The organism is Micromonospora sp. CNZ295 (genome assembly GCF_004217535.1).
Window position 1 is genome coordinate 1,435,173 of the sequence record NZ_SHKZ01000001.1, and the last position, 26,091, is coordinate 1,461,263.

Below are 26,091 nucleotides of genomic sequence, written 5' to 3' on the forward strand. Positions count from 1 at the left end.
GGGCGTGACGGTGAGCCGGGAGATCGACGACATCCTGCAGCGCGGCGCGGACGGCGGGCGGATCACGCCCGAGGAGGCCCTGCTGCTCTACACCGACGCGCCCTTCCACGCGCTGGGCGAGGCGGCCGACGCGGTACGCCGGCGGCGGTACCCGGACAACATCGTCACGTACCTGATCGACCGCAACATCAACTACACGAACGTCTGCGTGACGGCGTGCAAGTTCTGCGCCTTCTACCGTGCCCCCAAGCACAAGGAGGGCTGGACCCACTCGACGGAGGAGATCCTGCGTCGCTGCGGCGAGGCCGTCGAGCTGGGCGCCACCCAGGTCATGCTCCAGGGCGGGCACCACCCCGACTACGGGGTCGAGTACTACGAGGAGCTGTTCTCCTCGGTGAAGCAGGCGTACCCGCAGCTCGCGATCCACTCGATCGGCCCCAGCGAGATCCTGCACATGGCGAAGGTCTCCGGCGTGGGCCTGGAGGAGGCCATCGCGCGGATCAAGGCTGCCGGGCTGGACTCGATCGCCGGCGCCGGCGCGGAGATGCTGCCCGAGCGCCCGCGCAAGGCGATCGCGCCGCTGAAGGAGTCCGGCGAGCGCTGGCTCGAGGTGATGGAGCTGGCCCACCGCCAGGGCGTCGAGTCCACGGCGACGATGATGATGGGCACCGGTGAGACCGCCGCCGAGCGGATCGAGCACCTGCGGATGATCCGCGACGTGCAGGACCGGACGCGGGGCTTCCGGGCGTTCATCCCGTGGACGTACCAGCCGGAGAACAACCACCTCAAGGGCCGTACCCAGGCCACCACCCTGGAGTACCTGCGGCTGGTCGCGGTGGCGCGGCTCTTCTTCGAGACCGTGCCGCATCTCCAGGCGTCCTGGCTGACCACCGGCAAGGACGTCGGGCAGCTCGCCCTGCACCTGGGCGTCGACGACCTCGGCTCGATCATGCTGGAGGAGAACGTCATCTCCTCAGCCGGCGCGCGGCACCGGTCCAACCTGCACGAGCTGATCGGGATGATCCGCTCGGCCGACCGGATCCCCGCGCAGCGCGACACCCTCTACAACCGACTGGCGGTGCACCGGACGCCGGCCGACGATCCGACCGACGACCGGGTGGTCTCGCACTTCTCCTCGATCGCCCTCCCGGGTGGTGGCGCCGGCCGGACGCTCCCGCTGGTCGACGCCCGCTGAGCTGCTCCCACGAGGACGGTCCATGACCGTCCGGGCACGGCCGGTGACGGTGATCGATTGCCCGAACGGCCGGTGGCGGTAGGTCGTAGATATCGATTCGGTGACCGTTTCACCGAGGGACGCACGCGTTCCCGGCTGACAACCCCGATCAATCCGGACAATCTTTAAGCCAGTCTTAGGTGGGCAGGCCAGACGCCTCTTCCCGAGGGCTGGCGAGGATGATCGTCACCCGCTAACGTCCCGGCCCGTATGTTTCCTTCACCCTGCGGGGGGACTTTCCATGATCTTCCGTAACCGGCCGCTTGCGCGGCTCGGCGCGGCCGCGCTGCTGGCCACCAGCGGGCTCGCCGTCACCGCGTCGCCGGCGTACGCCGCGGACACCAAGGCCGATCTCGAGATGACCGTCGCCGGCACCACGCTGGCCGAGGGCGCCACCGAGAAGGTCGGCTGGCTCAAGGTCAAGAACAACGGCCCGGGTACGCCGAGTGCGCTGCAGGTCGGTGTCGACCTCGACGGCGTCTTCGACGAGCGGATCTTCTCGGTGCCGCTGGGCCAGGACTGCGAGATCGAGGGCGCCTCGAAGATCGTCTGCGCGGTTCCGGCGGACGCGATCCCCGGCCCCGGCGAGACGCTCGAGTACCCGGTGCTCACCATCAAGGACGCCGAGGGCACCGACGGTGGGGACAGCAAGGTCCGCTTCTTCCTCGCGTCCGCCGACGACACCACGCCGGGCAACAACCACAAGGACGTCACCCTCCAGTTCGAGGGTGAGCCCGGCGTCGACCTCGGCGTGGTGGTGCCGGACGTGAAGACCCGGCCGGACGGTTCGCCGCTCCACGCCGGTGACGAGGCCCTCGTCTTCGGCGAGATCATCAACCAGGGCGACACCATCGCCAAGGGCATCGAGTTCAAGCTCCAGCTGCCGAAGGACGTCGCCTTCACCGAGCAGTACGAGGGCTGCGAGTACTCGGCCGACGCGGGCACCGCGACCTGCCGTGACGACGCCATCCTCGTGGACCCGCAGACGATCCTGCTGATCGAGTTCCCGGTCAAGGTCGCCGCCGGCGTCAAGGCCCCGGCCACGCTGCCGGCCGGTTCGCTGACCGCCGACGCGCTCGACGTGGCGGAGCCCGACTCCCCGGCGGCCCGCGCCGCCCGGAAGACCAGCCTCGAGAACGCCCGCCTGGTGAACAAGGGTGAGCGGGTCACCGACGTCGATCCTACGGACAACGTGGACGACTTCGCCGTCGTCGTGGCCGCCAAGGGCGGTGCCGGCGGTGGCGGCGAGGACGACGGCGACGGCCCCGGCCTGCCGGTGACCGGCCCACAGGCCGGCCTGATGGGCGGAATCGGTGTCGCGGTGCTGCTCGCGGGTGGTGTGATGTTCCTGGTCGCGCGGCGTCGCCGGATCGTTCTGGTGAGCCCCGGCGACGAGAAGCCGACCGCCTGACGGTTGTCCTCCATCGACCCGCGAGGGTCGTTCACATAACGCAGGGCAGTGCGGGCGGGATGGTCACATCCCGCCCGCACTGTCTCAACCGGACCAGGCCTCGGCGGACACGCGCCGGGGAACTGGCACAACCGAACGAGGTTGGATAGCGTCCGCTCGTTCCGCAACCTGTCCAGTAACCGTCCCTTACCCCCGGGGGATCGATGACAACGTTCCGATCGCTGGCCCGAGCCGGGGCCGTCGCCCTGCTCGCGGCTACCGCCCTCACCGGCGTGGCCGCTCCGGCGCGCGCCGCCGACCAGGCCGATCTGGCCCTCACCCCACTCAGCTACGAGTTGGCCAAGGGCGTCAAGGAGGCCAAGGCCAAGCCGTTCAAGTTCCAGGTCGACAACACCCGTGGCACGGTCGACGCGAAGGCCGTCCGGGTGACCGTCGAGACGAAGCACCTCAAGCCCCGCAAGGTCGGCGTCGTCATGCCGGAGGGGTGCGAGGTCGACGGCACCGCCTTCAGCTGCCTCCTCGGCGACCTGCCGGCCGGCACCACCGAGGACTTCGGCATCCCGATCTTCTCCACCGGCGGTCGCGGCGACGCCGGCACGCTGATCGTGACGGTCACCTCGGCGACCGCGGACCCGAACGTCGAGGACAACACGGTCGAGCACGACATCACCGTCGCCAAGCGCGGCTACGACCTCACCACCTGGGTGCAGGACGTCTACGCCGACGTGGCCGTCGACGGCGACGACGCGGGCGAGTCGAAGCTCGCACCGGTGCGCCCCGGCGGCACCGCCCCGCTCGACTGGGCGGTCTACAACGGCGGCAGCCGCCGGGCCACCGGCATCGCGTACGGGATCGTCCTGCCGGCCGGCGTCACCTTCGACGTGCTGCCCGAGGGCTGCGTCGAGCAGACGCTGGGCGGCGTCGCGGCGGCGTACTGCGAGGACTCTGGCGCGGTGCTCAAGCCCGGCCAGTACTACACCGCCGACGTGCGGGTGGCGGTGGGTGCGGACGTGACCGAGCCGGTGCTCCGTCCGGGCTTCCTCTTCGCCGCCGGCCTCGACGCCGCGCAGGGCGCGCCGGAGGAGGAGCCGCGGGTCGCCACCGAGGGCCAGCGCAAGACGTTCACCGAGGTCGACCCGGTCGACAACACGGCACAGTTCGACGTTTTCGTCGACCTGTCCGCCGAGCCGACGCCGACCCCCACGCCGACCGGTGAGCCGACCGCCACGCCCACGCCGACCGCCGCCCCCACGACCACCCCGACGCCGGGGGACGGCTCCGGCGAGGGCGGCGGCCTGCCGATCACCGGTGTGCAGGTCGGCCTGATCGCCGGCATCGGCGCGGCCGTGCTGGTGGCGGGCGGTGCCCTGCTGCTGCTCTCGCGGCGGCGCAAGGTCGTCCTGGTCAGCCCGGCCGACGACGCGTCGACCGACTGACCGGTCGGGCCTCACACGGGGGCGGGGCGGCCGGCGGGCCGCCCCGCCCCCGTCGCGTGTCGGTGCCGTACGCGGGGGGTGTGACGAGGGGGCCTTCCCCTGCCGCGGGCGTTGAGAAGGGGCGCTTCCTTCGGGCCGGTCGGCGGCTGGCAGAGTGGAGGAGTGAGTCGTACTCCCCAGGGCCAGCGCGCGAGCCTGGACAAGCAGCCGCACGAGGTCGCCGCGATGTTCGACGGGGTGGCGGCCCGCTACGACCTGACCAACACCGTTCTCTCCTTCGGGCAGGACCGGTCCTGGCGGCGGGCCACCCGGGCCGCGATCGGCCTGCGGCCGGGTGAGCGGGTGCTCGACGTGGGCGCCGGCACCGGCGTCTCGACCGAGGAGCTTTCCCGCTCGGGCGCGTACGCGGTCGGGGCCGATCTCTCCCTCGGCATGCTGCACGCGGGCAAGCGGACCCGCCCCGGCGTGCCCCTGCTGGCCGGGGACGCGCTGCGGCTGCCCTTCGCCGACGCCAGCTTCGACGCGGTGACCATCTCCTTCGCGCTGCGCAACGTCAACGACACGGACGCGGCGCTGCGCGAGCTGGCCCGGGTCACCAGGCCGGGTGGCCGGCTGGTGGTCTGCGAGTTCAGCACTCCGGTGAACCCCGCGTTCCGCACGGTCTACCTGTCGTACCTCATGCGGTCGCTGCCGGCCGTGGCGCGGGCCGTCGCCAGCAACCCGGACGCGTACGTCTACCTGGCGGAGTCGATCCGCGCGTGGCCGGACCAGGCGGCGCTGGCCGCGCGGATCGGTGCCGCCGGCTGGGACCGGGTGGCCTGGCGCAACCTCACCGGCGGGGTCGTCGCGCTGCACCGCGCGGTGCGGGCCTGACGCGCCGGCACGGGGTGTGCGGGCCTGACCGGCTGCACCGGGCTGTGCGGGCCTGACCGGCTGCGCCCCGGCGGTCCTGGGGCGCGGTCGGCAGCAGCGCGGCCTGACCAATCAACCAGCTTTTACGAATATTCGGATATAGTCCAATTTGTCCCGTAGGCTCGCACCCATGACCGGACCCGACCGGGCGGACCTCACGGCACCCACCGACGACGACGCCACCGAACTCGTCGCCCAGCTCAAGGAACTGGCCGGCGCCGACCCGGCCGACGTCCGTCAGGTCGTGGCCGAGGTGCTCGCCGCGCTCGACCGGGCGGCCGGCGGGGCACTGCGTGAGCATCTGCCGGCGACGATCCGGGCCGAGGCGGGCCTCGACGCCTCCCCGGCCCGCAACTGACCGCCTTCGCGCCCGGCTCCGCACGGAAAGGGCACCGACGCCCGGCTCGGCCCGCCACTGAGCGGCCTGTTTCCGGCAAGTTAGGTACCCCTCACCGGGCACCCTTGTTGCGCCGGTCATAGACTCCTCAGCGTCTGGCTTGTGAAGCATTTCACGAGCACGCGGGAGGAGGCGCGGATGACCACGGTGGAGCACGACGCCGAGGTGATCGTCGTGGGCGCCGGTCCCGGTGGGTCGGCGACCGCGTACCACCTGGCTCGGCACGGGGTGCGGGTACTGCTGCTGGAGAAGACCGAGTTCCCCCGGGAAAAGGTCTGCGGCGACGGGCTGACCCCGCGCGCGGTGCGCCAGCTGATCCGGATGGGCGTGGACACGTCGACCGAGGCCGGCTGGCTGCGCAACCGCGGCCTGCGGGTCATCGGCGGTGGCGTCCGGCTCGAGCTGGACTGGCCCGACCTGGCCAGCTTCCCCAACTACGGCCTGGTGCGCACCCGGCTGGACTTCGACGACCTGCTCGCCCAGCGGGCCGTGGCCGCCGGTGCCAAGCTGCGCACCGGCGTGAACGTCATCGGCCCGGTGCTCGACGACGACGGCCGGGTGGTCGGGGTCGAGGCCGAGGTCGGCCCGGAGCGGGAGCCGGCCGCTTTCCGGGCCCCCCTGGTGGTCGCGGCGGACGGCGTCTCGGGCCGCTTTCCGCTCGCCCTCGGCCTGGCCAAGCGGGAGGACCGGCCGATCGGTGTGGCCGTCCGCCGGTACTACCGCTGCGCGGCGAAGCACGACGACGACTACCTGGAGTCCTGGCTGGAGCTGCGCAGCAAGGGCAGCGACGCCCTGCTGCCCGGCTACGGCTGGATCTTCGGCCTGGGGGACGGCCGGGTCAACGTCGGCCTGGGTGTGCTCAACTCCTCGTCGGCCTTCGGCAAGACGAACTACCGCCGCCTGCTCACCGACTGGCTCGCCAACACCCCCGAGGAGTGGGGGATGACCGACGAGACCAACGCCGAGGGCCCGATCCTCGGCGCGGCGCTGCCGATGGGTTTCAACCGGGTGCCGCACTACACCCGCGGGGTGCTGCTGGTCGGCGACTCCGGCGGCATGGTCAACCCGTTCAACGGCGAGGGCATCGCGTACGCGATGGAGTCCGGCGAACTGGCGGCGGAGATCGCGGTGCAGGCCCTCGCCCGTCCGGCCGGCGCGGAGCGCGAGCGCGCGCTGGCGGCGTACCCGACGGAGCTGAAGGCGCGGTTCGGCGGCTACTACCGGCTCGGCGGCATCTTCGTGAAGCTGATCGGCCGGCCGGAGGTCATGCGTGCCGCCACCAGGTACGGCATGCCGCACCCGATGCTGATGCGCTTCGTGCTCAAGCTGCTGGCCAACCTGACCGACCCCCGTGGCGGGGACGCGATGGACCGGATCATCAACGCGATGACGAAGGCGGCGCCGGCTGTGTGAACGCACCGTGCTGGTCCGCTCGCGCAGAGTGTAAAAGGCCAGGTCAGGGGCCCCGAAAGGGCTCCGGACGGGACCGGGATCGACCCCCCGCTGGCAGCCGCCGGCCGGGACGTGAATAGTGTGATTTTCGCCAAGCACCGAGGGCAGGGAAGGACGAGCAGGAGAAACGATGTCGCTCTCGCCTTACGTACCGATCATCGGGCTGTTCGCCCTCGCCGCGGCGTTCGCCCTGTTCTCCGTGGCGGCCGCCCGCTTCGCCGGCCCTCGCCGCTACAACAAGGCCAAGCTCGAGGCGTACGAGTGCGGCATCGAGCCCAGCCCGCAGCCCGTCGGCGGCGGCCGGTTCCCGATCAAGTTCTACCTGACGGCGATGCTCTTCATCGTCTTCGACATCGAGATCATCTTCCTGTACCCCTGGGCGGTCTCCTTCGACGCCCTGCCGATCTTCGGCTTCGTGGAGATGGTCCTGTTCATCGTCGCGGTCTTCGTCGCGTACGCCTATGTGTGGCGGCGCGGCGGCCTGGACTGGGACTGAGGGAGGAACCTCAGATGGGTATCGAGGAGAAGCTCCCCGCCGGCGTCCTGCTCACCTCGGTGGAGAAGCTGGTCAACTGGTCGCGGAAGACGTCGACGTGGGGGGCCACCTTCGGCCTCGCCTGCTGCGCCATCGAGATGATGGCGGCCGGCGGCCCCCACTACGACCTGGGCCGCTGGGGCATGGAGGTCTTCCGGGCCTCGCCCCGCCAGGCGGACCTGATGATCGTGGCCGGTCGGGTGAGCCAGAAGATGGCCCCGGTGCTCCGGCAGATCTACGACCAGATGGCCGAGCCCCGCTGGGTGCTCTCGATGGGCGTCTGCGCCAGCAGCGGCGGCATGTTCAACAACTACGCGATCGTCCAGGGCGTCGACCACGTGGTCCCGGTGGACATGTACCTGCCGGGTTGCCCGCCCCGGCCGGAGATGCTCATCGACGCGATCCTCAAGCTCCGCGAGAAGATCATGCACGAGCCCCTCGGCCCGAACGGCCGCAAGATGCTGGAGGCCCGCAAGGCCCGCGGCGACGTGCCCGTGGTGCCGCACGGCTCGATGCCGTCGTCGTACCGCAGTGACAAGGCCCGGCGGGCCGAGTGGACGAAGGCCGTCCGCGAGGGCCGCGAGGAGCAGCTGCGGATCGAGAACTGGATGAAGTCCCAGAACCACCTGCGCGAGTACGGGGGACTGAAGAAGTGACCGCACCTCAGGACAGGCCGAACGACGGCGGCGTCCCGGTACCGGTGACCCCGGCCGGGGCGACCGGCGGCGCGCCGGCCGAGTACCCGCCGTCCAGCCCCGCCGGTCGCGGCATGTTCGGCAACCAGGGCACCGGCGACGTCTCCGGCTATGGCGGGCTGGTCCGCCAGCGCCGGCCGATCGAGGAGGCCACGCGCCCGTACGGCGGCTACTTCGACGAGGTGACCGACGCGTTGGAGGAGGCCTACCCGGCCTTCGGCGACGCCATCGAGAAGGTCGTGGTCGACCGGGGCGAGCTGACCCTGCACGTACGCGCCGAGCGGATCGCCGAGGTCTGCCAGGTGCTGCGGGACGACCTCGCGCTCCGGTTCGAGCTGTGCTCCTCGGTGTCGGGGGTGGACTACCTCGGCGCCGACGAGCGCCGGCTGCACGTGGTCTACCAGCTCACCTCGATGACGTACCGGCGGCGGGTCCGGCTGGAGGCCGCGGTCTCCGTGGCGGACCCGCACCTGCCGAGCGTGACCAGCGTCTACCCGACCGCCGACTGGCAGGAGCGGGAGACGTACGACATGTTCGGCGTCATCTTCGACGGCCACCCGGCCCTGACCCGGATCCTCATGCCGGACGACTGGGAGGGCCACCCGCAGCGCAAGGACTACCCGCTCGGCGGCGTGCCCGTCGAGTACAAGGGCGCCCAGATTCCGCCGCCGGACAAGCGGAGGTCGTACCAGTGAGCGCGAGGAGCGAGCGTTTCTGGGCGGCTCGCGTGGGACGCGGTCGCGCAGAAGTGCGAGGAGAGCTTGCGAGCCCCGCAGTCGTGAACGGAGGGCAGGCACAGTGACCACGTCCAACTACGCCACCGAGCGCGAGACCACCGAGGGCAAGGTCTTCACCGTCACCGGCGGGGACTGGGACGACATCGTCTCCGGCACCGACCCGATCAACGACGAGCGGCTCGTCGTCAACATGGGTCCGCAGCACCCGTCCACCCACGGCGTGCTCCGGCTGATCCTCGAGCTGGAGGGCGAGACGGTCCGCGAGCTCCGCTCGGTCGTCGGCTACCTGCACACGGGCATCGAGAAGAACCTGGAGTTCCGCAACTGGGTCCAGGGCTCGACCTTCGTGACCCGGATGGACTACCTGTCGCCGCTGTTCAACGAGACGGCGTACTCGCTCGCGGTGGAGAAGCTGCTCGGGATCGAGGAGCAGATCACCGAGCGGGCGACCGTCATCCGGGTCCTGATGATGGAGCTCAACCGGATCTCCTCGCACCTGGTCTGGGTGGCCACCACGGCCATGGAGCTGGGCGCGGTCAACATGATGCTGTACGGCTTCCGCGAGCGGGAGTACATCCTCGAGATCTTCGAGCTCATCACCGGCCTGCGGATGAACCACGCGTACGTCCGGCCGGGCGGCGTGGCGCAGGACGTGCCGGACGAGGCGATCGTCAAGATCCGCGAGTTCCTGAAGCTGATGCCGAAGCGGCTCAAGGAGTACGAGGACCTGCTCTCCGGCCAGCCGATCTGGCTGGAGCGGACGCAGGACGTGGCGGTGCTCGACGTCACCGGCTGCGTCTCGCTCGGCGTGACCGGCCCGGTGCTGCGCTCCGCCGGTCTCGCCTGGGACCTGCGCAAGACCATGCCGTACTGCGGCTACGAGACGTACGAGTTCGACGTTCCGACGCACACCGACGGCGACGTGTGGGGCCGCTACCTGGTCCGGATGGCCGAGATCCGGGAGTCGCTGAAGCTGGTCGAGCAGGCGCTGGACCGGCTCAAGCCCGGCCCGGTGATGGTGGCCGACAAGAAGATCGCCTGGCCGGCGCAGCTGGCCATCGGCGTCGACGGCATGGGCAACTCGCTGGAGCACGTCGCGAAGATCATGGGTCAGTCCATGGAGTCGCTGATCCACCACTTCAAGCTCGTCACCGAGGGGTTCCGGGTCCCGCCGGGCCAGGTATACGTGGCGGTCGAGTCGCCGCGCGGCGAGCTGGGCGTGCACGCGGTCTCCGACGGTGGCACCCGGCCGTACCGGGTGCACTACCGGGAGCCGAGTTTCGTCAACCTCCAGGCCCTCCCGGCGATTTCCGAGGGTGGCCTGATCGCCGACGTGATCGCCGGCGGCGCCTCGCTGGATCCGGTCATGGGTGGTTGTGACAGGTGAGCGCGAGGAGTGAGCTTGCGAGCCCCGCAGTCGCGAACGGAAAGGCGGCTCCGATGAGTGTGTTCACTGAAGAGACCCGGGCCCGGGCGCGGGAGATCGTCGCCCGGTACCCGGCCGACCGGTCCCGCTCGGCGCTGCTGCCGCTGCTGCACCTGGTGCAGTCCGTCGAGGGGTACGTCTCCCCGGCCGGCATCACGTTCTGCGCCGAGGTGCTGGGGCTGAACAAGGCCCAGGTCGGCGCGGTGGCGTCCTTCTACACCATGTACAAGCGCCGGCCGACCGGCGATTGGCTGGTGAGCGTCTGCACCAACACGATGTGCAACGTCCTCGGCGGCCAGAAGGTCTACGACACGCTCGCCGAGCACCTCGGGGTGGGGCACGAGGAGACCACCGCCGACGGGACGATCACCCTGGAGCACGCCGAGTGCCTGGCCGCCTGTGACTACGGCCCGGTGATGACGGTCAACTACGACTTCTTCGACAACATGGACCCGCAGACGGCCGTCGACGTGGTCGACGAGCTGCGCGCCGGAGGCCGGCCGACGCCGACCCGGGGCGCCCGGCTCTGCACGCTGAAGGAGATGTCGGTGCAGCTCGCCGGTTTCGCCGACGAGCGCGAGGGCGCGGTCGCCGACGGCGTGCCGGGCGAGCCGACCCTGCGCGGGCTGCGCCTCGCGCAGGAGCACGGCATCTCGGTCCCGGGCTTCGACCCGAACGCCCCGATCCGCAGCAAGGCCGAGGCCGACCAGGCCGCCGCCGAGGCGAAGGCGAAGGCCGAGGCCGCGAAGCCGGCGCCGGAGAAGCCCGAGGCACCCGCGAAGCCGGCGGGCAGCGCCGGCGTGGGCGAGCCGGTTCCGCCGGCCGCGGCGGCCGGCAGCACCACCCGGGACGTGAAGGCGCCGGACGACAAGTCGCCCGAGGTGCGGGCGGCGGAGACCCGGCAGCCGGACGCGCGGACCGCGGTGCCTGACGCGCCGGGCACGAAGGTGCCGGCGGACGGTGCGCCCCCGGTGCCGCGCGGCGCCCAGGCGGCGGAGGCGTCCGGCGCGGCGGCGAACCCGCCGGCCGGTGACGGCAAGCCCGCCGGCGACGACGCCGGGGCGCAGGAGCGCTCGCTGAAGGATGCGGAGGCCAAGAAGTGACCACTCCTCGGCCGGAGACCCTGGCCAAGCTCACGCCGGTGCTCACCAAGCGCTGGCTGTCGCCGGACGCCTGGCAGGTCGACACGTACGAGAAGCTCGACGGGTACGCGGCGCTGCGCAAGGCGCTCAAGGCCCACCCGGACGACCTGATCCAGCTGATCAAGGACTCCGGTCTGCGCGGCCGTGGCGGCGCGGGCTTCCCGACCGGTCTCAAGTGGGGGTTCATCCCGCAGGGCGACGGCAAGCCGCACTACCTGGTGGTCAACGCCGACGAGGGCGAGCCGGGCACCTGCAAGGACCTGCCGCTGATGACGCACGATCCGCACTCGCTGGTCGAGGGCGTGATCATCGCGTCGTACGCGATCCGGGCCAGCCGCGCCTACATCTACATCCGGGGCGAGGCGGTGCACGCCGCGCGCCGGCTGCGCAACGCGGTGCGGGAGGCGTACGCCAAGGGCTACCTCGGGAAGAACATCCTGCGCAGCGGGTTCGACCTGGACCTGGTGGTGCACTCGGGTGCCGGGGCGTACATCTGCGGTGAGGAGACCGCGCTGCTGGACTCGCTGGAGGGCTTCCGGGGCCAGCCCCGGCTCCGGCCGCCGTTCCCGGCGACCCACGGCCTGTACGCGAGCCCCACGGTGGTGAACAACGTCGGCACCATCGCCTCCGTCCCGTACATCGTGCTGGGTGGAGCGGACTGGTGGCGGACCATGGGGACCGAGAAGTCGTCCGGCCCGATGATCTACTCGCTCTCCGGCCGGATCGCGAACCCCGGCCAGTACGAGTGCTCGATGGGCATCACGCTCCGCGAGCTGATCGAGCTGGCCGGCGGCATGCAGCCGGGACACAGCCTGCGGTTCTGGACGCCGGGCGGCTCGTCGACGCCACTGCTCACCGCCGAGCACCTGGACGTGCCGCTGGACTTCGAGGGGGTGGCGGCGGCCGGGTCGATCCTGGGCACCACGGCCACGCAGATCTTCTCCGACCAGGACTGCCCGGTGTACGCCACGTACCGGTGGCTGGAGTTCTACCACCACGAGTCGTGCGGCAAGTGCACGCCGTGCCGCGAGGGCAACTACTGGATGGTCCGCGTCTACCGCCGGATCCTCTCCGGGCAGGGCACCCAGGAGGACCTGGAGACGCTCCTGGACACCTGCGACAACATCCTCGGCCGCTCGTTCTGCGGTCTGGGTGACGGTGCGACCAGCCCGGTGACCTCCTCGCTGAAGTACTTCAAGCAGGACTACCTCGACTACATCGAGGGACGTACCGCTCCGAAGCTGTCGGAGAAGCAGTTGGTGGGGGCGCACTGATGAGCGCGAGGAACGAGCTTGCGAGGCCCGCAGTCGCGAGTGAAAGGCGACTCTGATGAGCGACGTAGCCAAGCAGACCGAGACGGTCACGCTGACCATCGACGGGATCCAGGTCACCGCGCCGAAGGGGGCGCTGCTGATCCGGGTCGCCGAGCAGATGGGCATCGAGATCCCGCGGTTCTGCGACCACCCGCTGCTGGCCCCGGCCGGCGCCTGCCGGCAGTGCCTGGTCGAGGTGGAGGGGCAGCGCAAGCCCGTCGCCTCCTGCACCCAGACCGTGGCCGACGGCATGGTCGTGAAGACCCAGCTCACCTCCCCGGTCGCCAAGAAGGCGCAGGAGGGGATCATGGAGTTGCTGCTGGTGAACCACCCGCTCGACTGCCCGATGTGCGACAAGGGTGGCGAGTGCCCGCTGCAGAACCAGGCGATGTCGACCGGCCGCGCCGACTCCCGGTTCCACGAGCACAAGCGGGAGTACGAGAAGCCGCTGGAGATCAGCACCCAGGTGCTGCTCGACCGCGAGCGCTGCGTGCTCTGCCAGCGGTGCACCCGGTTCTCCGAGGAGATCGCCGGCGACAAGTTCATCGACCTGATGAACCGGTCGTCCGCCGAGGAGATCAACATCTACCGGGACGAGGTGTACGGCGCGGAGGAGAGCGACGACGGTGACGTGCCGTTCAACTCGTACTTCTCCGGCAACACGATCCAGATCTGCCCGGTCGGCGCACTGACCGGGGCGCAGTACCGCTTCCGGGCCCGCCCCTTCGACCTGGTCTCCTCCCCCAGCGTCTGCGAGCACTGCTCGGCCGGCTGCGCCCAGCGCACCGACTGGCGGCGCGGCAAGGTGTTGCGGCGGCTGGCCGGCGACGACCCGGCGGTCAACGAGGAGTGGAACTGCGACAAGGGGCGCTGGGGCTTCCAGTACGCCCGCGCGTTCGACCGGCTGACCACCCCGCTGGTGCGCGACGAGCGCACCGGCGAGCTGCGTGCGGCGTCGTGGAGCGAGGCGCTCACCGTGGCCGCCGAGGGGCTGCGCGCGGCGCGGGACGGCGAGCGGGGCGTGGGGGTGCTCACCGGCGGTCGGCTGACCGTCGAGGACGCCTACGCGTACGCCAAGTTCGCCCGGGTCGCGCTGCAGACCAACGACATCGACTTCCGGGCCCGGCCGGTCTCCCGCGAGGAGGCGGACTTCCTGGCCAGCTCGGTCGCCGGGGTCACCGACGTCACCTACGCCGACGTCGAGAAGGCGCCGGCCGTCGTGCTGGTCGGCCTGGAACCGGAGGAGGAGTGCCCGATCCTCTTCCTGCGGCTGCGCAAGGCGTACCTGAAGAAGACCCTGACGGTGTACGCGATCGCGCCGTTCGCGACGCGTGGCCTGGAGAAGCTCGGCGCCAAGCTGGCCCGGGTGGTGCCGGGCGAGGAGGCCAGCGTGCTCGCGGAGCACGCCACGGTCGCCGAGGCGCTGAGCCAGCCGGGCGCGATCCTCGTCGTCGGCGAGCGGTTGGGCGCGGTGCCGGGCGGCCTGTCCGCCGCGGCGGACGTGGCCCGGCGTACCGGGGCCAAGCTGGCCTGGGTGCCGCGGCGCGCGGGTGACCGGGGCGCGGTCGAGACCGGCTGCCTGCCGAACCTGCTCCCCGGTGGCCGCCTGGTCACCGAGCCGGCCGCCCGCGCCGAGCTGGGCGAGGCGTGGGACATTCCCGCCGGGGTCATCCCCAGCCAGGCCGGCCGGGACACCGACGGGATCCTCGCCGCGGCGGCCGCCGGTCAGCTCGGCGCGCTGGTCGTGGCCGGCGTCGATCCGGCGGACCTGGCCGACCCCCGGCTGGCCGAGGAGGCCCTGGCGGCGGTGCCGTTCCTGGTCAGCCTCGAACTGCGCAACAGCGCGGTGGCCCGCCGGGCCGACGTGGTCCTCCCGGTCGCGCCGGTGGTGGAGAAGGCCGGCAGCTTCCTCGACTGGGAGGGGCGGCTGCGCCCCTTCGAGGCGGTCCTGCAGACCGCAGCGATGACCGACGGCCGGGTGCTGGACGCGCTGGCCGCTCAGCTCGACGTGCGGCTCGGCACGGCCGACGTGCCGAGCGTCCGCCGCGAGCTGGGCGGGCTGCCGCACACCCGGACCAGCAAGCCGGCGCCGCCGGCGGTGGAGCCGGCGGCCGTGCCGGAGCCGGGCGCCGGTGAGGCGGTGCTGGCCACCTGGCACCAGCTGATCGATCTGGGCAGCCTGACCGACGGCGACGAGCACCTCGCCGGCACGGCCCGCCCGCCGGTGGTCCGGCTGGGCAAGGGCACCGCGGAGGCGATCGGTGTCGCCGACGGCGACGCGGTGACGGTCGGCACCGACCGGGGCGCGATCACCCTGCCGGCGGCGGTGACCGAGATGCCGGACGGCGTCGTGTGGCTGCCGACCAACTCGCCCGGCTCGACGGTCCGCCGCAGCCTCGGCGCCACGGCGGGAGCGGTCGTGCGGGTCTCCGCCGCCGTGGCCGCCCCGGCCGTTCCCCAGCAGGCCGACTCGCCCGTCGCCACCGACGCGGCCGGTCGCCCGGGCCCGCTCCTCAACTCCGGGGGTGTCGCATGACCTTCCTCGCCCAGGACCCGACGCTGGCCGACTTCGGTCAGGACACGTGGTGGCTGGTCCTGATCAAGATCGTCTTCGCGTTCGCGTTCGGCCTCCTGGCCACGCTGCTCGGCGTGTGGTTCGAGCGCCGGGTCGTGGCCCGGATGGCGGTCCGGCCCGGCCCCAACCAGGCCGGCCCGTTCGGCCTGCTCCAGACGCTCGCCGACGGCCTGAAGATGGCCTTCAAGGAGGACATCCTCCCGCGGTCCGCGGACAAGGTCGTCTACTTCTTCGCGCCGGTCATCTCGGTGGTCTGCGCGGTCACCGCCCTGTCGGTGATGCCGTTCGGCCCGATCGTCAGCATCTTCGGGCACCGGACCCCGTTGCAGGTGACCGACGTGCCGGTGGCGGTGCTGCTGGTGCTGGCCTGCTCGTCGATGGCGGTGTACGGCGTCGTGCTCGCCGGCTGGGCCTCCGGGTCGACCTACCCGCTGCTCGGTGGTCTGCGGTCCACCGCTCAGCTGATCTCGTACGAGGTCGCGCTGGGGCTCTCCGTCGTGTCGGTGTTCATGCTCTCCGGGACGATGTCGACCAGCGGCATCGTCGCCGCGCAGGGGGAGCGGCCGAGGCTGGAGCTGTTCGGCACGGACCTCGCCGCTCCGGGCTGGTACGCGATCCTGCTCTTCCCGAGCTTCATCGTCTTCTTCATCGCGATCGTCGGTGAGACCAACCGCGCCCCGTTCGACCTGCCCGAGGCGGAGTCCGAGCTGGTCGCCGGCTTCATGACGGAGTACAGCTCGCTGAAGTTCGCGCTCATCATGCTCTCCGAGTACGTCGCGATGGTGACGATGTCGGCGTTCACCGTGACGCTGTTCCTCGGCGGCTGGCGGGCCCCCTGGCCGCTGACCCTCTGGGACGGGGCGAACTCCGGCTGGTGGCCGATGCTGTGGTTCTTCCTCAAGGTCGTCGCCCTGGTCTTCGTCTTCATCTGGCTGCGGGGCACGCTGCCCCGGCTGCGCTACGACCAGTTCATGCGCTTCGGCTGGAAGGTCCTCATCCCGATCAACCTGGTCTGGATCCTCGTGCTGGCCGGCTGGCTGAAGACCCAGGGCTGGGAGCGCACCGACCGGCTGATCGTCTACGGCGCCGTCGCCGGTGTGGTGCTGCTCGCCACGCTGTTCTGGCCGAGCCGCAAGCCCGTGGCCAAGCCGACGCTCGCCGAGCAGGTCAACAACCGTCCACAGGGCAGCTTCCCGCTGCCCCCGATGGACCTTCAGGTACCACCGAGCCCGCGCACCCGGCGCGTGGTCGCCGAGCGGGAGCCGGCCAACCTCGCCGCCGGCACGGACTCCAGGGAGGTGTGACGTGGGCGCGATCACCGGAACGTTCAAGGGCTTCGGGGTCACCTTCTCGCACATGTTCAGGAAGGTCGTCACCACCGACTACCCGGCCAAGCCGCCGGTCTCGGCACCCCGCTACCACGGGCGGCACATCCTCAACCGGCACCCGGACGGCCTGGAGAAGTGCATCGGCTGCGAGCTGTGCGCGTGGGCCTGCCCGGCGGACGCGATCTACGTGGAGGGTGGCGACAACACCGAGGAGCAGCGCTTCTCCCCGGGTGAGCGGTACGCCAGCGTCTACCAGATCAACTACGCCCGCTGCATCTTCTGCGGGCTCTGCATCGAGGCCTGCCCGACCCGCTCGCTCACCATGAGCAACGAGTACGAGCTGGCCCGGGACAACCGGCAGGACCTGATCTTCACGAAGGAGCAGCTGCTGGCGCCGCTGCTGCCGGGCATGGAGCAGCCGCCGCACCCGATGCGGTTGGGTGACAGCGAGAAGGACTACTACGTCGGCGCGCTGGAGAACCCGGGCACCTCGGCCGGCGCGGAGCGCTCGCCGATGGGCCCCGGCCGCTACCAGCTCGACGAGCACCCCGGGGTGACCTTCCCGGGTGCCGAGCAGGCCGCGCAGCGGGCCGGCAAGGGAGACGGAGCATGACCACGCAGACGGTGCTCGCCGCGGCGGGCTCGGTGTCCGGCGGCGAGGCGGTCACCTTCTGGATCCTCGCCCCGCTGGCGCTGCTCGGCGCGATCGGCATGATCGCCTCCCGCAACGCCGTGCACTCGGCGCTCTGGCTCGTCCTGACGATGCTCTGCCTGGGCGTGTTCTACGTGCTCCAGGCCGGCCCGTTCATCGGCATGGTGCAGATCATCGTCTACACCGGCGCGATCATGATGCTCTTCCTGTTCGTGCTGATGCTGGTCGGCCGGGACTCGTCCGACTCGCTGATCGAGACGCTGCGCGGGCAGCGGATCGCGGCGATCGTCCTCGGGATCGGCTTCGCCGGCCTGGTCGGCACCGGTGTCTACCGGGCGCTGGCGGGCGGCGACGCCGCCGGCCTGGCCGTCGCCAACGCCGAGGGCAACGTGCAGGGCATCGCGCGGCTGCTGTTCACCAAGTACGTCTTCGCGTTCGAGCTGACCTCGGCGCTGCTCATCACGGCGGCGATCGGCGCGATGGTGCTGGCGCACATCGAGCGGCGCAAGGAGGACCGGATGGACCAGATCGCCACCATGAAGGCGCGGTTCCGTCCCGGCAGCTACCCGGGCCCGAAGCCCGGCCCCGGCGTGTACGCCACGTCCTCCTCGGTCGCCACGCCGGCCCGCCTGCCCGACGGCCGGCTGACCGAGCGCAGCACCCCCGACATCCTGCCGGTCCGCGAGCTGACCGCCGAGGAGATCACGCCGAAGGGGACCGAAAAGTGAACGAGTTCTTCTCGGTCGAGCCGAACTACTACCTGGTCCTCGCCGCGGTGCTGTTCACCATCGGCGCCTCCGGGGTGCTCGTCCGGCGCAACGCGCTCGTGCTGTTCATGTGCGTCGAGCTGATGCTCAACGCGGCCAACCTGGCCCTGGTCACCTTCAGCCGGATCAACGGTGACCTCAACGGGCAGATCATGGCGTTCTTCGTGATGGTGGTGGCCGCGGCCGAGGTCGTGGTCGGGCTCGCGATCATCATGGCGATCTTCCGGACCCGGCGCTCGGCGAGCGTCGACGACGCCAACCTTCTGAAGTACTGAGGGGCCTGCGGTGATGGAGATTCTGGCGAACGCTCCGGTAGAGCCGGTGGGCGCCGTCACGTATGCGACGGCCGACGGGCTGCTCGGCAGCGTCTGGCTGCTGGTCGCGATCCCGCTGGTCAGCGCGGCGATCCTGCTGTTGCTCGGCCGCCGGGCGGACCGGTGGGGGCACTGGCTGGGCGTGGCGTCGGTCGGCGTCGCGTTCGTGCTCGGCCTGACCTACTTCTTCCAGCTGCGCGGCCTCGAGAACCGGTCCGTCGAGCTGAGCCTGTGGGAGTTCATGGCGGTCGGTGACCTGCACGTGGACTTCGGTCTGCTCTTCGACCCGCTGGCCGCGGTCTTCGTCCTGCTGATCACCGGGGTGGGCTTCCTGATCCACCTGTACGCCGTGGAGTACATGGCGCACGACGCGGGGCGCCGGCGGTTCTTCGGGTACTTCAACCTGTTCGTCGCCGCCATGCTCCTGCTGGTGCTCGGCAACAACTACGTGATGCTCTACTTCGGCTGGGAGGGCGTCGGTCTGGCGTCGTACCTGCTGATCTCCTTCTGGTACGAGCGGCCCAGCGCCGCCACGGCCGGCAAGAAGGCGTTCCTGATGAACCGCGTCGGCGACGCCGGCCTGGCCATCGGCATTTTCATCATGTTCGCCACCCTCGGCACCACGCAGTACGACGAGGTCTTCTCGGGCGTCGGCTCGCTGGCCGCCACCACGGTCCTGGTGCTCGGCGTGCTCCTGCTGCTCGGCGCGACCGGCAAGTCCGGTCAGTTCCCGCTGCAGGCGTGGCTCCCGGACGCGATGGAGGGCCCGACCCCGGTGTCGGCGCTCATCCACGCGGCCACCATGGTCACCGCGGGCGTCTACCTGATCGCCCGGTCGAACCCGATCTTCTCGGCCAACTCGACGCTGCAGCTGGTCGTGATGACCGTCGGCGCGCTGACGCTGCTGATCGGCTGCATCATCGGCGCGGCCAAGGACGACATCAAGCGGGTGCTCGCCTGGTCGACGGTCAGCCAGATCGGCTACATGTTCCTCGGCGTCGGCCTCGGCGGTGCGGCGTACGCGCTGGCGATCGTGCACCTGCTGGCGCACGGCTTCTTCAAGGCCAACATGTTCCTGGGCGCCGGCTCGGTCATGCACGGCATGAAGGACCAGGTGGACATCCGGCGCTTCGGCGGGCTGTCGAAGTACATGAAGGTCACCTGGCTGACCTTCATGACGGGCTGGCTGGCGATCATCGGTCTGCCGCCGTTCTCCGGCTTCTTCTCCAAGGAGCCGATCATCGTGGCCGCGTTCGAGCGGGAGGGCTGGACGGCCTGGCTGTTCGGCCTGGCGGCCCTGCTCGGCGCCGGGCTGACCGCGTTCTACATGACCCGGCTCTTCGTCCTCACGTTCCACGGCCCGGCCCGCTGGACCGAAGATATTGCAGGTACGGGTGGGGGGGCGGGCGACCACCCGCACGAGTCGCCGAAGCTGATGACCGTCCCGCTGATCCTGCTCGCCGTCGGCTCGGTCGCCGCCGGTGCGCTGATGGCCGGGCCGGTCCCCGAGTGGCTGGAGACCACCGCCGGGCTGGGCGGCCAGACGGAGGCGCACGAGGCGGTGCTGTCGCACCTCGCGATCACGATCCTGTCGATCCTGGTCACCGCCCTCGGCGCCGGGCTCGCCTGGTTCCTGTTCCGGGCCGGCACGGCCACCGAGCCGCAGCCGGCCGGGGTGCTGGTCACCGCCGCCCGGAAGAACCTCTACACCGACGCCTTCAACGAGGCGGTGTTCGAGAAGCCGGGCATCTTCCTGACCCGGGCGCTGGTCTACCTCGACAACCGCGGTATCGACGGGCTGGTCAACGGCCTGGCCGCCGGGGTGGGCGGCGGCTCGGGCCGGCTCCGGCGGCTGCAGACCGGCTTCGTCCGGTCGTACGCCACCTCGATCCTGGCCGGCGCCCTGCTGGTGGTGGCAGCCTTCCTGGCCGTCGAGGCGGGGTGGCTGGCGTGATCGACCTCAAGAGGCCGTCGGCCTCGCACGCGGCCGTCGCCGACGGACCGCGCAGTGACGACGGAGGTAAGGCCGCGTAATGTCCGACTTTCCGTTCCTCTCGGTGCTCACCGTGGCGCCGCTGGTCGGCGCCCTCGTGGTGGCCTTCCTGCCCCGCCGCCGGCCGGAGCTCGCCAAGCGGGTTGCGCTCGGCTGGTCGCTGCTGGTGCTGGCGCTCTCGGTGGTCATGTGGGTGACCTGGCAGACCGGCGGCGACCGGTTCCAGTTCCGCGAGTCGTACCCGTGGATCCCGAACTGGGGCGTCAACTTCACCTTCGCCGCCGACGGCATCGCGCTGGTCATGCTGATGCTGATCGCGGTGCTGGTGCCGCTGGTGATCCTGGCGTCCTGGCACGACGCGGAGTCGAGCAAGCGGTCGGTGCCGGCCTACTTCGCGCTGCTGCTGGTCCTCGAGTGCACGATGCTCGGCGTCTTCGCCGCCGCCGACGTCTTCCTGTTCTACGTGTTCTTCGAGGTCATGCTCGTGCCGATGTACTTCCTCATCGGCAGCTACGGCGGCCACCAGCGGCAGTACGCGGCGGTGAAGTTCTTCCTCTACTCGCTGGTCGGCGGTCTGTTCATGCTCGCCGCGGTGATCGGCCTGTGGGTCGTCGGCGGGAAGACCTTCGACTGGCAGGCGCTGTCGCAGGTGGACATCTCCACCGGCACCGAGCGCTGGCTGTTCCTCGGCTTCTTCCTCGCGTTCGCGATCAAGGCGCCGTTCTTCCCGTTCCACACCTGGCTGCCGGACGCCGGTGGGGCCGCCCCGGCCGGTGCCGCCGCGCTGCTGGTCGGCGTGCTCGACAAGGTCGGGACCTTCGGCATCCTGCGTTACTGCCTGCCGTTGTTCCCGGACGCGGCGAAGTGGTTCGCGCCGTGGGCGCTGGCGCTGGGCCTGATCGGCATCATCTACGCGGCGCTGCTCGCGGTCGGGCAGAACGACCTGAAGCGCCTGGTGTCGTACACCTCGATCGCGCACTTCGGCTTCATCGGGGTCGGCATCTTCGCGTTCACCAGCCAGGCCGCGACCGGCGCGGTGCTCTACATGGTCAACCACGGCCTCGCCACCGGCCTGCTCTTCCTGGTGGTCGGCATGCTGATCGCCCGGCGGGGCTCCGCGCTGATCAGCGACTTCGGCGGCGCCGGCAAGCTGGTGCCGCTGCTGGCCGGCGTGCTGTTCTTCGCCGGCCTGGCCTCGCTGGCGCTGCCCGGCACGGCGCCGTTCGTCTCCGAGTTCCTGGTGCTGATCGGCACGTTCACGGTGAACAAGCCGGTCGCCGTGATCGCCACGCTCGGCATCATCCTGGCCGCCGCGTACGTGCTGTGGATGTTCCAGCGCACCACGCAGGGCACCCTCAACCCGGCGCTGACCGAGATCGACGCCATGAAGCGTGACCTCAACCTGCGCGAGAAGGTCGTGGTGGCCCCGCTGATCGCGTTGATCGTGCTGCTCGGCTTCTACCCGAAGCCCGTCACCGACGTGATCAACCCGGCCGTCCAGGCGACCATGCAGGACATCGGTAGGACCGACCCGGCCCCGTCGGTGGGCACCGTCCAGGAGGCGGCCAAATGAGTGAGCTGAAGCTTCCCTCGATCGAGTACGCGGCGCTCGCGCCGATACTCATCATGCTGGGCGCCGCGCTGGCCGGTGTGCTGGTCGAGGCGTTCGTGCCGAGGCGGCTGCGGCACGTGGTGCAGCTGGCGGTGGCGCTGCTCGCGGTGCTGGCCGCGCTGACCATGGTCGTGCTGAGCGCCGACGACCGTCTCATCACCATCGGCGGCGCGATCGCCGTGGACGGGCCGGCGCTCTTCCTCCAGGGCGCGATCCTGGTCCTGGCCGCGATGGCGCTGCTGCTGATCGGCGAGCGTACGGTCGAGCGGGGCGGGTCGTTCGTGGCCCAGGCGGCGGTGACCGCCGAGTCGGCCGACGACCGCCGGCAGGCCGAGGGCGCGAACGGCCTCACCGAGGTCTACCCGCTGACCAGCTTCGCGGTCGCCGGCATGCTGATCTTCGTGGCGGCGAACGACCTGCTGACCATGTTCATCGCGCTGGAGGTCTTCTCCCTGCCGCTCTACCTGCTCTGCGCGCTGGCCCGCCGCCGGCGTCTGCTGAGCCAGGAGGCGTCGCTGAAGTACTTCCTGCTCGGCGCGTACGCCTCGGCGTTCTTCCTCTTCGGTGTCGCCCTGGTGTACGGCTTCACCGCCGGCATCCCGGGCCGGTCGGCCGGGGTGGACTTCGCCACCGTCCACGCGGCCGTGGCGGAGAGCCCCGCCAGCCCGCTGCTGCTCTTCGCCGGCATGGCGCTGCTCGCCATCGGCCTGCTGTTCAAGGCCGCCGCGGCGCCGTTCCACGTCTGGACGCCGGACGTGTACCAGGGGGCGCCGACGCCGATCACCGGCTTCATGGCGGCGTGCACGAAGGTCGCCGCGTTCGGCGCCCTGCTGCGGGTCTTCCACGTGGCGTTCGAGGGCGCCCGGTGGGACTTCACCCCGGTCCTCGGCGTGGTCGCGGTGCTGACGATGCTCGTCGGCGCGGTGCTGGCGGTCACCCAGACCGACATCAAGCGGCTGCTCGCGTACTCGTCGATCGCGAACGCCGGTTATCTCCTGGTCGGCGTGCTCGCGCCGAACAGCGAGGGCATCTCCGGGACGATGTTCTACCTGGTGGCGTACGGCTTCTCGGTGCTGGCCGCGTTCGCCGTGGTCACCCTGGTCCGCGACGCGGACGGGGAGGCCACCCACCTGTCCCGCTGGGCGGGCCTGGGACGGCGCTCGCCGTTCTACGCCGCGCTGTTCACCCTCATCCTGCTCGCCTTCGCCGGCATCCCGCTGACCAGTGGCTTCACCAGCAAGTTCGCGGTCTTCGGTCCGGCCCTGGACGGTGGGCACGTCTGGCTGGTGATCGCCGGTGTCCTGACCAGCATGGTGCTCGCCTTCCCGTACCTGCGGGTGGTCGTGCTGATGTGGCTCTCCGAGCCCGGGGAGTCCACGCCGACCGTGACCGTGCCGGGCGGGCTGACCTCGGCGGCGCTGATGATCGGTGTGATCGCCACCCTGGTCCTCGGCGTCGTCCCGGCGCCGCTGCTCGATCTCGCCACGGGGGCCGCAGAGTTCGTGCGGTGACACCTGTCCGGCGCGGGGCCGGTACGCGCCCGCGTACCGGCCCCGCGCCGTTTCCGGAACCGGGCCTCGCCCCCCGTACGGTGTCCGGCCCCATCCCGGCCCGGGGCTGGTCGGCGGCGTGTGGCATGGTTGGAGACGTGGTTAAACCGGCTGGCGAGCGTTCAAGTGCCACCGGCGTGGGCGGTCGCCCGGGCCGGGAGAGCACGAGTCAGTTCGGCGCGCTCGGCCTGCGCTTCGGCGATCCCCGCCTCGAGGAGTCGGTGCTGGGCGTGCTGGAGGGCGTCGAGGCCGAGCTGCGCTCCAGCGTCGCGAGCGCGGACCCGTTCGTCACCGAGGCCGCCCGGCACCTCGTCGAGGCCGGCGGCAAGCGGTTCCGCCCGCTGCTGGTGGCGCTCGGTGCGCAATTCGGTGACCCGTCGTGCGCGCGGGTCGTGCCGGCCGCGGTGGTGATGGAGCTCACCCACCTGGCGACGCTCTACCACGACGACGTCATGGACGAGGCGCCGGTGCGCCGGGGCGCTCAGAGCGCCAACTCCCGCTGGACGAACTCGGTCGCCATCCTGGTCGGTGACTATCTCTTCGCCCGCGCCGCCGACATCGCGGCCGACCTGGGCACCGAAGCCGTACGCCTGCAGGCCCGGACGTTCGCGCGACTGGTGCACGGCCAGATCGCGGAGACCGTCGGGCCGCGCCCGGGCGACGACCCGGTCGCGCACTACCTGAACGTGATCGCCGAGAAGACCGGCTCGCTGATCGCCACCTCGACGCGCTTCGGTGGCATGTTCGGCGGGGCCAGCGCCGAGCACATCGAGGCGCTCGGCGGTTTCGGCGAGACGATCGGCGTCGCTTTCCAGCTCTCCGACGACCTGCTGGACATCGCCAGCGAGTCGATGCAGTCCGGCAAGACGCCGGGCACCGACCTGCGCGAGGGTGTCCCGACGCTGCCGGTGCTGTACGCGCTCGCCTCCGACGACGCCGACGCCTCGTCGGTGCGGCTGCGGGAGATCCTGGCGACCGGTCCGCTCACCGACGACGACCTGCACGCCGAGGCGCTCGGCCTGCTCCGCGAGAGCCCCGCCCTCAAGCGGGCCCGGGAAACCGTCCGGAGCTACGCCGAGGACGCCCGCGCGGAGCTCGCCCCGCTGCCGCACACCGCGGCCCGCCGGGCCCTGGAATCCCTCTGCGACTACATAGCCGACCGCACCAGCTGACCGCCCCTCCCGGCACCGCCCGTCGCTCCGTCGATCATGAGGTTGTAGCGCCTCGCGTCGGCGTGTCGCCGCGACAACTTCATGATCGGCGCGCTGAGGTCGGGCGGGGTGGGGTCGGCTGGGGGTGGTGGGTCGGGCGGGACAGCAGGCGGCTGCCGGTCAGCATCAGGGCGGCGGCCACGAGCATCGCGACCGCCGCTGTCGTCCACATGGTGGGGTAACCCAGGTGGGCGGCCAGGGGGCCGAGGGTGAGCGGGCCGAGGCAGCCGCCGGCGTACACACCGGTCTGGGTGATCGACGTGGCGGCGGCCGGCGCCTGCGGGTGGAGCCGGACCACGGCGAAGTTCATCAGGCCCGGCCAGGCCCAGCCGAGCCCGAAGCCGAGCACCACACCGGCCACCAGCGGGACCGGGCCGGCGACGGCGAGCAGGCCGAGCCCGCCGGCGCCGACGACGAGCATCCCGGCGATGACGGCCACGTGCCCACCCGCCCGCCGGTCGGCGAGCCAGCCGGCGCCGACCCGGGCGACGACGCAGACGGCGCTGCCCAGGGTCAGCGTCAGCCCGGCCAGACCGGGCGCCAGGCCGCGCGCGGCGGCGGAGTCGACGACGAACGTGCCGAGCGCGTTCGCGGCGGCCGCGGCGAGGGTCGCGGCGACGCCCACCACCACCAGCGCCCCGGTCGCCCGGCCCCCGCGGGCGGCGGCCCTCCGCGTCGGACGCGGCTCCCGAGCCGACACGGCCGGCAGTACGACCAGAGCGGCGCCGGCGGCCGCCACGAAGGCCCAGCGCCAGCCGACGGTAAGCGCCACGGTCGGTACCGCCACCCCGGCCAGGAGCGTGGAGATCGGGATGGCGGCCTGCTTCACGCCGAACGACAGGCCCTGCCGCCGGACCGGGACGTGCCGGGCCAGCGCGGCGTTGCTCGCCAGCTGGCCCAGCGCGTTGGCCGTGCCGGCCAGCGCCAGGAGCCCGACCAGCACGGGATAGGACCGGGCGAGACCGGCGACGGCGAGCATGGTGGTGGCGGAGATCAGGATGCCGGCCCGGGCGACCACGGCCGGGCCGTACCGCTCGGCGAGGGCGCCGGAGGGCACCGACGCCAGCGCGCCGACGCCGAAGTAGATCGCCACCACGAGCCCGAGACCGGCCGGGGAGAAGCCCAGGTCGTCACCCATCTGCACGGCCAGCCCGCCGACCAGGAAGACCGGCAGGACACAGGCGATGGTGACCGCGACGGCACCGGCGGCGGCCCGCACCGGCCGGGCCGGAGCGTCGGTGAGCTGAAGCGCGGCGTCGACCATGATCTGAACAACCTACGCGATTCACCTTCGTATCACGTTCAGTGGCCAAGGTGGTACGGCGTGTGGATGACGATCTGGCATCCTCCACCCGAACAGGCATTTCGCACCGGGCACGTATTTCATATGGTGTAAGTC

22 protein-coding genes are annotated in these 26,091 nt (G+C 71.3%); 21 read left to right on the top strand and 1 reads right to left on the bottom strand.

Going from position 1 to position 26,091, the window contains the following annotated elements:
- Nucleotides 1-4 precede the first annotated feature (4 nt).
- The 21 genes from mqnC to EV376_RS06960 all read left to right on the top strand — a co-directional run bounded on the left by mqnC (nucleotide 5) and on the right by EV376_RS06960 (nucleotide 24,653).
- Entirely contained in the window at nucleotides 5-1,195 is a 1,191-nt protein-coding gene (gene mqnC / locus EV376_RS06860; RefSeq protein ID WP_130321288.1) for a cyclic dehypoxanthinyl futalosine synthase, read from the top strand.
- A 280-nt stretch (nucleotides 1,196-1,475) separates the two neighbouring features.
- Nucleotides 1,476-2,645 (top strand): hypothetical protein, encoded by a 1,170-nt coding sequence (locus tag EV376_RS06865; protein WP_130321289.1) that lies wholly within the window; start codon nucleotides 1,476-1,478, stop codon nucleotides 2,643-2,645.
- Between the two features lie 203 nt (nucleotides 2,646-2,848).
- Nucleotides 2,849-4,081, top strand: a complete 1,233-nt coding sequence (locus EV376_RS06870) for a cell wall anchor protein (protein WP_130321290.1) — start codon at nucleotides 2,849-2,851, stop codon at nucleotides 4,079-4,081.
- A gap of 162 nt (nucleotides 4,082-4,243) precedes the next feature.
- Nucleotides 4,244-4,954, top strand: a complete 711-nt coding sequence (locus EV376_RS06875) for a demethylmenaquinone methyltransferase (protein ID WP_130321291.1) — start codon at nucleotides 4,244-4,246, stop codon at nucleotides 4,952-4,954.
- Between the two features lie 169 nt (nucleotides 4,955-5,123).
- Nucleotides 5,124-5,351, top strand: coding sequence for a hypothetical protein (locus tag EV376_RS06880; protein ID WP_130321292.1), 228 nt, complete (start codon nucleotides 5,124-5,126; stop codon nucleotides 5,349-5,351).
- 177 nt (nucleotides 5,352-5,528) lie between these two features.
- The gene (locus EV376_RS06885; RefSeq protein ID WP_130321293.1) at nucleotides 5,529-6,803 is read left to right on the top strand and encodes a geranylgeranyl reductase family protein; all 1,275 of its coding nucleotides are present in this window, start codon (nucleotides 5,529-5,531) and stop codon (nucleotides 6,801-6,803) included.
- Between the two features lie 169 nt (nucleotides 6,804-6,972).
- Nucleotides 6,973-7,338 (top strand): NADH-quinone oxidoreductase subunit A, encoded by a 366-nt coding sequence (locus EV376_RS06890; protein ID WP_130321294.1) that lies wholly within the window; start codon nucleotides 6,973-6,975, stop codon nucleotides 7,336-7,338.
- A 14-nt stretch (nucleotides 7,339-7,352) separates the two neighbouring features.
- Nucleotides 7,353-8,033, top strand: a complete 681-nt coding sequence (locus EV376_RS06895; protein WP_130321295.1) for a NuoB/complex I 20 kDa subunit family protein — start codon at nucleotides 7,353-7,355, stop codon at nucleotides 8,031-8,033.
- A complete protein-coding gene (locus EV376_RS06900) occupies nucleotides 8,030-8,767 on the top strand; it encodes an NADH-quinone oxidoreductase subunit C (protein ID WP_130321296.1) in 738 nt (245 codons plus the stop codon). The genes EV376_RS06895 and EV376_RS06900 overlap by 4 nt, the downstream gene beginning before the upstream one ends.
- Before the next feature lie 103 nt (nucleotides 8,768-8,870).
- Nucleotides 8,871-10,196, top strand: a complete 1,326-nt coding sequence (locus tag EV376_RS06905) for an NADH-quinone oxidoreductase subunit D (RefSeq protein ID WP_130321297.1) — start codon at nucleotides 8,871-8,873, stop codon at nucleotides 10,194-10,196.
- A 53-nt stretch (nucleotides 10,197-10,249) separates the two neighbouring features.
- Nucleotides 10,250-11,338, top strand: a complete 1,089-nt coding sequence (gene nuoE, locus EV376_RS06910; RefSeq protein WP_130321298.1) for an NADH-quinone oxidoreductase subunit NuoE — start codon at nucleotides 10,250-10,252, stop codon at nucleotides 11,336-11,338.
- Nucleotides 11,335-12,651 (top strand): NADH-quinone oxidoreductase subunit NuoF, encoded by a 1,317-nt coding sequence (gene nuoF, locus EV376_RS06915; RefSeq protein ID WP_130321299.1) that lies wholly within the window; start codon nucleotides 11,335-11,337, stop codon nucleotides 12,649-12,651. The genes nuoE and nuoF overlap by 4 nt, the downstream gene beginning before the upstream one ends.
- A gap of 55 nt (nucleotides 12,652-12,706) precedes the next feature.
- Nucleotides 12,707-15,226, top strand: a complete 2,520-nt coding sequence (locus EV376_RS06920; RefSeq protein WP_130321300.1) for an NADH-quinone oxidoreductase subunit G — start codon at nucleotides 12,707-12,709, stop codon at nucleotides 15,224-15,226.
- Nucleotides 15,223-16,569: an NADH-quinone oxidoreductase subunit NuoH gene (nuoH, locus tag EV376_RS06925; RefSeq protein WP_130321301.1), complete on the top strand. Its 1,347-nt coding sequence runs from the start codon at nucleotides 15,223-15,225 to the stop codon at nucleotides 16,567-16,569. Before EV376_RS06920 ends, nuoH begins: the two co-directional genes overlap by 4 nt.
- A 1-nt stretch (nucleotide 16,570) precedes the next feature.
- Nucleotides 16,571-17,206: an NADH-quinone oxidoreductase subunit NuoI gene (gene nuoI, locus EV376_RS06930; RefSeq protein ID WP_130321302.1), complete on the top strand. Its 636-nt coding sequence runs from the start codon at nucleotides 16,571-16,573 to the stop codon at nucleotides 17,204-17,206.
- The gene (locus EV376_RS06935; protein ID WP_130321303.1) at nucleotides 17,203-17,973 is read left to right on the top strand and encodes an NADH-quinone oxidoreductase subunit J; all 771 of its coding nucleotides are present in this window, start codon (nucleotides 17,203-17,205) and stop codon (nucleotides 17,971-17,973) included. Before nuoI ends, EV376_RS06935 begins: the two co-directional genes overlap by 4 nt.
- On the top strand, nucleotides 17,970-18,287 hold the full coding sequence (nuoK, locus tag EV376_RS06940) for an NADH-quinone oxidoreductase subunit NuoK (protein WP_130321304.1): 318 nt from the start codon (nucleotides 17,970-17,972) through the stop codon (nucleotides 18,285-18,287). The genes EV376_RS06935 and nuoK overlap by 4 nt, the downstream gene beginning before the upstream one ends.
- A 13-nt stretch (nucleotides 18,288-18,300) precedes the next feature.
- Nucleotides 18,301-20,280 carry an NADH-quinone oxidoreductase subunit L gene (gene nuoL, locus EV376_RS06945; RefSeq protein ID WP_130328554.1) on the top strand — a complete coding sequence of 660 codons (1,980 nt, stop codon included), beginning with the start codon at nucleotides 18,301-18,303 and terminating at the stop codon, nucleotides 20,278-20,280.
- 79 nt (nucleotides 20,281-20,359) lie between these two features.
- Nucleotides 20,360-21,892, top strand: a complete 1,533-nt coding sequence (locus EV376_RS06950; protein ID WP_130321305.1) for an NADH-quinone oxidoreductase subunit M — start codon at nucleotides 20,360-20,362, stop codon at nucleotides 21,890-21,892.
- Complete coding sequence (gene nuoN / locus EV376_RS06955; RefSeq protein WP_130321306.1) at nucleotides 21,889-23,442, top strand: NADH-quinone oxidoreductase subunit NuoN; 1,554 nt, start codon at nucleotides 21,889-21,891, stop codon at nucleotides 23,440-23,442. The genes EV376_RS06950 and nuoN overlap by 4 nt, the downstream gene beginning before the upstream one ends.
- Nucleotides 23,443-23,567: 125 nt before the next feature.
- Complete coding sequence (locus tag EV376_RS06960) at nucleotides 23,568-24,653, top strand: polyprenyl synthetase family protein (protein WP_130321307.1); 1,086 nt, start codon at nucleotides 23,568-23,570, stop codon at nucleotides 24,651-24,653.
- Nucleotides 24,654-24,732: 79 nt separating this feature from the next.
- Here EV376_RS06960 and EV376_RS06965 read toward each other — a convergent pair whose 3' ends face one another.
- The gene (locus tag EV376_RS06965) at nucleotides 24,733-25,956 is read right to left on the bottom strand and encodes an MFS transporter (protein ID WP_130321308.1); all 1,224 of its coding nucleotides are present in this window, start codon (nucleotides 25,954-25,956) and stop codon (nucleotides 24,733-24,735) included.
- Nucleotides 25,957-26,091: the final 135 nt, after the last annotated feature.